This window comes from Monashia sp. HAY1-5C, from assembly GCF_056755255.1.
In genome coordinates this window covers 23,012-29,139 of record NZ_JBPGXG010000045.1, presented here as the reverse complement: position 1 = coordinate 29,139, position 6,128 = coordinate 23,012, and the positions used below count along the sequence as shown (strand labels likewise).

The window sequence follows — 6,128 nt, the reverse complement described above, 5'->3', positions numbered from 1 at the left end:
TCCGTCGTCGGCAGCGTCAGATGTGTATAAGAGACAGCCTTCGACGTCCGGACCATCATCTCTCGCCCGTGCTGAGGAGTCGATGGTTCGGCGATTCCTTGAACAAACCTTTACCTCGATGTCGTGCTCAGGAGCACGGGACATACCGGGGGGATCAGGACAGGACGGTCATCCGGTGGGCGGCTCGGGTCAGGGCGACGTAGAGCACCCGGACGCCACCGGGCGACTCGGCGACGATCTCGTCCGGGTCCACGACGACGGTGGCGTCGTACTCGAGACCCTTGGTCGACATCGGGTCGACGACCTGGACCCGGCCCTCACCGGCCCCGTCGACGGACGCGAGCGCCGGCGCGTGCCGGGCCGGCGTCACGACGGCGATGGCGCCCTCGACCTCGCCGAGCAGCGCGTCGACCGCCGAGCGCACCGCTGACAGGGACTCGGCCCCGTCGGCGCCGAGGGGCAGCTCGAGCGGCTGGACGCCGGTCTCGCGGACCGCCTGCGGGATGTCGGCGTCGGGCACCTCGCGGCGCACGACGTCGGCGGCGAAGTCGAAGATCTCGCGGGCGTTGCGGTAGTTGGTGTCCATGTGGAAGCGCTGGCGGGGCTGCGTGCCGAAGGCCTCCTCACGTGCCGACGCCGCCTCGGCCGCATCCGGCCAGGAGGCCTGCGCGGCGTCGCCGACGACGGTCCACGACGCGTGCCGCCCGCGGCGTCCGATCATCCGCCACTGCATCGGCGAGAGGTCCTGCGCCTCGTCGACGAGGACGTGGGCGTACTCCTCGGGCTTGCCGATGCGCCCGGCGAGGAGCCGGTCGGTGGGGTCGCCGCCGACGGCCTCGGCCCGCCGCTCGTCGCGGGCCGACACCGGCTGCACCTCGGTGACGCCGTACTGGCTGAGGTCGTCGAGCTCCTCGATCTCGTAGAACCCGCGTTCCTCCTGGGGCGCGTCCTGCACGGGGCCGAGGCGCGCCGCGACGTCGTCGACGAGCGCGACGTCCGCCACCGACCAGGTGCCGGTCTCGACCGCGGTCCGGAACGAGGTGGCGAGCATCGCGGCCTCGTCGTCGTGCAGCGTGCCGCGCGCGTGGCGGCGCACGAGCGCCTCGTCGGCGAGCCAGAGCAGCACCTGGCGCGGGTCGACCTGCGGCCACCAGGCCTGCATGAACGCCTCGACGTCGAGGTGGTCCTCCCACTTGTCCATGAACTCGGCCTTGGCGTCGCGGTCGCCGCTGATGCCGAGCGAGCTCCACGCGGCCTCACCGAGCGAGGCCTGTGCCGCCGCGGTGGCCGCGTTGCGCTGGTGCTGGCGCAGCACCTGCGAGCGCACGCGGTCGAGATCGCGCGCCTCGAGCCGCACGGCCCGGCCGGCGACCACGGCACGGAACTCGGTCGGGGCCTCGGGGACGCGTCCGCGGGCCGCCGCGCCGAGCAGCGTGCGGATGCGCACCGACCCCTTGAGCCGGGCGACCGCGGGCGGGTCGAGCCGCTCGGTGCTGACGACGTCGAGGACGTCGCCGAGCGCACGCAGCGTCACGCTCTCCTCGCCGAGGGAGGGCAGGACCCGCTCGATGTAGGCGGTGTAGGCACCCGACGGCCCGACGACGAGGATCCCGCCGGACTCGAACCGGCGCCGGTCGGAGTAGAGCAGGTAGGCGGCCCGGTGCAGGGCGACGACGGTCTTGCCGGTGCCGGGTCCGCCGGTGATCTCGGTGACGCCGCGGGCGCTGGCCCGGATGGCCTCGTCCTGGTGCGCCTGGATCGTCGCGACGATGTCGCGCATCCGCGCGCCGCGGGTGCGGGTCAGGGCGGCCATGAGGGCGCCGTCGCCGACGATGACGAGGTCGTCGGGCGCCTCGGGCACCATGAGGTCGTCCTCGACGCCGATGACGGTCGTGCCGCGGCTGCGCAGGACGCGTCGGCGCAGGACGCCCATCGGCTGGGTGGGCGTCGCGCGGTAGAACGCCGACGCCGCCGGGGCGCGCCAGTCGATGACGAGCGGCTCGTAGTCATCGTCGCGGACGCCGAGGCGGCCGATGTAGCGCACCTCGCGGTCCGCCGCTGCCGACGAGGCTGCCGAGGACGCCGCTGTCGAGGGCGCCGAGCCGTTGCCGTTCGCGCCGGCGTGGCCGGCCGCCTCGGCGCGCAGCATGGCGTGGTCGATGTCGAGGCGGCCGAAGACGAGGCCCTCGTACTGGGTGTCGAGGGCGGTGCGGCGTCGGGCCGCGTGGAACATCAGGGCGTCGCGTTCGAACAGCCCCGCCGCCTCCTCGTACGCGACCTCCGCCGACTTCGTGATGCGGCCGCGGGACAGGCCCTCGGCCTGCACCGACTCGGCCCGGATGCCGGCCTTGACGAGCTCCTCGTGGACCCGGTCGACGTGCGCCTGCTCGACGGCGATCTCGCGGGCCACCTCGTCGGGGACCGCGGCCGATGCGCGCTGGGGAGATGCGTTCGAAGTGCTCACTGACATCCATGGACTCGAGGGGCGCCCTGAGCGGCGCGGGAACCATCAAGTCTAGTGTCAGGACATGCCCGAGACGGACTCCATCCCACCCACCGGCGTGCCGCTCGTCGGTCGCGTCGTGCGCCTCGACGTGATGCGCCCGCAGGACGCCGACGGTCTGTTCGCCGTCTACGCGGACCCCCGCTGCTACGAGCAGGGCTTCCTCATGATGCGCCGGCACGAGTCGCCGGCCGAGACCGAGGCGCTCGTGGCCGCATCGATCGCGGCCCGCGAGCAGGGGCGGACCGCCTACACGGTGCGGCTGGTCGAGGACTCGCCCCTCGGTGCGGCGGGCACGGTCGTCGGCACGAGCTCACTCGGCGACGTCGACCTCACCCGGCAGCACGTGCACCTCGGCTGGACGATGTACGGCTCGCCGTGGTGGGGCACCGCGGTCAACCCGGAGTGCAAGTTCCTCCTCCTCGCCCACGCCTTCGAGACGTGCGGGTTCGGACGCGTCCGCATCCAGACCGACGTGCTCAACGCCCGGTCCCGCGCCGCGATCCTCAAGCTGGGAGCGGTGTTCGAGGGGGTGACGCGCCGGGACGTGCGCCGCGCCGACGGCTCGTGGCGCGACACCGCGGTGTACTCGATCCTCGTCGACGAGTGGCCGGAGGTGCGGCACCGCCTCCTCGAGCGCCTGGGCACCATGACCGCCACGGCCTGACCGGCAGGCCTGACCGGCTCGGCCTGACCGGCACGGCCTGACCCTCACGCCGCGGCGGCCTCAGCGGTGGGCGTCGGCGGCGGCCTCGACGCGGGCGAGGTAGTCGCGCCACCAGGCCGGGTCCTCCAGGGGCAGGTTCTCGCGGCCCTGGAAGCGTCCGGCCGCACCGTCGAGCTGCTCGCGCAGGATGTCGGCATGGCCGGCGTGCCGGGCCGTCTCGGCGATGAGGTGGCCCAGGACGAGCCGCACGTCCACATCGGCACGCTCCTGCGGCCACCACGGCACCCGGCCCCGGTGGTCGAGGCCGAGCGCGACGGTCCCGGCACCGAGCTCCCAGGCCGCCCGGTACAGCGCGACGACGTCCTCGCGCGACTCGTCGGCGAAGGCGTACATGTCGTCGTTGGGCAACGCGTCGTCGTCCCACGCGGGCAGCGGCACGGTCACCTCGCGTTCGAAGGTCGGGCCCCAGTAGCCGTGCTCGACGTACGCGAGGTGCTTGACCAGACCCAGCAGGTTGGTGCCGGTCGGGGTCAGGGGGCGGCGGGCGTCGTGCTCGGACACGCCCTCCAGCTTCCACAGCACGGCGTCGCGGTGGGACTGGAGCGTCGAGACGAGCCAGGCCTCGTGGTCCGGGCCGGGGGCGTCGGGAGCGTCGGTGTTCGCCATCGGGACAGCCTCGCAGCAGCACCCGGACGAGCCAATAGGCTGGGCGCCGTGAAGGTCCTCGTCCTCGGTTCCGGTGCCCGCGAGCACGCCCTCGTCAAGGCCGTCGCCGCCGACCCGGAGGTCGAGGCCGTCATCGCGGCGCCCGGCAACCCGGGCATCGACGCCACGGCCCTCTGCGTCCCCGTCGACGTGCTCGACGGCGACGCCGTCGCGGCGCTCGCGCGCGAGCACGAGGTCGACCTCGTCGTCGTCGGGCCCGAGGCGCCGCTCGTCGCCGGCGTCGCCGACGCCTGCCGCGCCGCGGGCGTGGCCGTCTTCGGGCCGTCGGCGCAGGCCGCCCGGCTCGAGGGCAGCAAGTCGTTCGCCAAGGAGGTCATGGCGGCGGCAGAGGTGCCCACCGCGCTGGCCCACGTGTGCGAGACCGTCGAGGAGGTCGAGGCCGCCCTCGACGCGCTGGGCGCCCCGTACGTCGTCAAGGATGACGGCCTCGCCGCCGGCAAGGGCGTCGTCGTCACCCAGTCGCGCGAGGCCGCGGTCGAGCACGCCCGGGCGTGCCTGGCCAAGGACGGCGGACGTGTCGTCGTCGAGGAGTTCCTCGACGGCCCGGAGGTCTCCGTCTTCTGCGTCAGCGACGGCTCCACGGTTGTCGCGCTCTCACCCGCGCAGGACTTCAAACGGCTCGCCGACGACGACGCCGGCCCCAACACCGGTGGTATGGGGGCGTACTCGCCGCTCGACTGGGCACCCGAGGGCCTCGCCGACGACGTCGTCGCCCGCGTCGCCCAGCCGACCGTCGACGAGATGCGCCGGCGTGGCACCCCGTTCGTCGGCATCCTCTACGTCGGGCTCGCCCTGACCTCGCGGGGGCCGAAGGTCGTCGAGTTCAACGCACGGCTCGGCGACCCCGACGGCCAGGCGTCGCTCGCCCGCCTCGAGACGCCGTTCGCCCAGCTGCTCTTCGCGGCGGCGACCGGGACGCTGGCCGGGTTCGGCCGGCTGCGCTGGTCCGAGGACCGCGCAGTGGTCGTCGTCATCGCCTCGCACGGCTACCCCGCCTCGCCCCGCACCGGGGACCCGATCACCGGGCTCGACGCCGCCGCCGAGGTGCCCGGCGTCGTCGTCCTGCACGCCGGTACCGCGCTCGACGCGTCGGGCCAGCTGGTGTCCGCGGGCGGACGCGTCCTCGACGTCGTCGCCGTCGGCCCGACGCTCGCGAAGGCGCGGCAGGCCGCGTACGACGCCGTCGCCGTCATCGAGCTGCCCGGCTCGCACCACCGCACCGACATCGCCCTGCGCGCCGAGCGCGGCGACATCACCGTGGCGGCGGCCCGATGAGCACCCGGGTCGAGCTCGACGGGTACCGGCACGTCTACTCCGGCAAGGTCCGCGACCTCTACGTACCGCTCGCCGCGGACGGCACCGAGGTCCCGGACCAGCTGCTCCTCGTCGCGTCCAACCGCCTCTCGGCCTACGACTGGATGATGTCGCCCGAGATCCCCGACAAGGGCGCGGTGCTGACGCGTCTGTCGCTGTGGTGGTTCGACCAGCTCGCCGACCTCGTGCCCAACCACGTCGTGTCCACCGACGTGCCCGACGCCGTGGCCGGGCGCGGCGTCGTGGTGCGCCGGCTCGACATGCTCAAGGTCGAGGCCATCGCGCGCGCCTACCTGACGGGCGGCGGCCTCGAGGAGTACCGCGAGAAGGGGTCGGTGTCGGGCGTCGGGCTTCCCGAGGGGCTCGTCGACGGCTCCAGGCTGCCCGAGCCGGTCTTCACGCCGACGACGAAGGCGCCGGTGGGCGAGCACGACCTGCCGATGACGCCCGCCGAGGTCGAGGCCGAGCTCGGTGCCGAGGTCGCCGCCGAGGTGTCCCGGCTGACGCGCGCGATCCTCGCCCGAGGCAACGAGATCGCCGCCCGGCGGGGCATCCTCATCGCCGACACCAAGGTCGAGTTCGGCCTCGCCCCGGACGGCTCGGGCGGCCTCGTCCTGGCCGACGAGGTGCTGACCCCGGACTCCTCCCGGTTCTGGCCGGCCGAGCTGTGGGAACCGGGGCACCCGCAGCCCTCCTACGACAAGCAGTTCGTCCGCGACTGGCTCACCTCGCCTGAGTCCGGGTGGGACCGCCGGAGCGGGGAGGCGCCGCCCGAGCTGCCCGAGCGCGTCGTCGAGCAGACCCGCGCCAAGTACGTCGAGGCCTACGAGCGGCTCACCGGCGAGCGCTTCTGAGGCCGACCGCCTCCGGTCCGCGGTCCGGGGTCCGGTCGGCCGAACAGTCTGCCGGCCGGCGACC

General features: G+C 74.0%; 5 protein-coding genes. 3 read left to right on the top strand and 2 right to left on the bottom strand.

What is annotated here, in order from left to right; translation table 11 throughout:
• Positions 1–154 precede the first annotated feature (154 nt).
• Entirely contained in the window at positions 155–2,470 is a 2,316-nt protein-coding gene (locus ACR9ZK_RS09240) for a HelD family protein (protein WP_481341602.1), read from the bottom strand.
• Positions 2,471–2,528: 58 nt separating this feature from the next.
• On the opposite strand from ACR9ZK_RS09240, the gene ACR9ZK_RS09235 reads away from it, so the two are divergent.
• Complete coding sequence (locus ACR9ZK_RS09235) at positions 2,529–3,170, top strand: GNAT family N-acetyltransferase (protein ID WP_481341601.1); 642 nt, start codon at positions 2,529–2,531, stop codon at positions 3,168–3,170.
• A gap of 60 nt (positions 3,171–3,230) precedes the next feature.
• On the opposite strand, the gene ACR9ZK_RS09230 is transcribed toward ACR9ZK_RS09235, so the two are convergent.
• Positions 3,231–3,836, bottom strand: coding sequence for a DinB family protein (locus tag ACR9ZK_RS09230; RefSeq protein WP_481341600.1), 606 nt, complete (start codon positions 3,834–3,836; stop codon positions 3,231–3,233).
• A gap of 48 nt (positions 3,837–3,884) precedes the next feature.
• Between ACR9ZK_RS09230 and purD the strand changes: the two genes are divergently transcribed.
• Both purD and ACR9ZK_RS09220 read left to right on the top strand, forming a co-directional pair.
• A complete protein-coding gene (gene purD, locus ACR9ZK_RS09225; protein ID WP_481341599.1) occupies positions 3,885–5,171 on the top strand; it encodes a phosphoribosylamine--glycine ligase in 1,287 nt (428 codons plus the stop codon).
• Entirely contained in the window at positions 5,168–6,064 is an 897-nt protein-coding gene (locus ACR9ZK_RS09220; protein WP_481341598.1) for a phosphoribosylaminoimidazolesuccinocarboxamide synthase, read from the top strand. The genes purD and ACR9ZK_RS09220 overlap by 4 nt, the downstream gene beginning before the upstream one ends.
• Positions 6,065–6,128 lie beyond the last annotated feature (64 nt).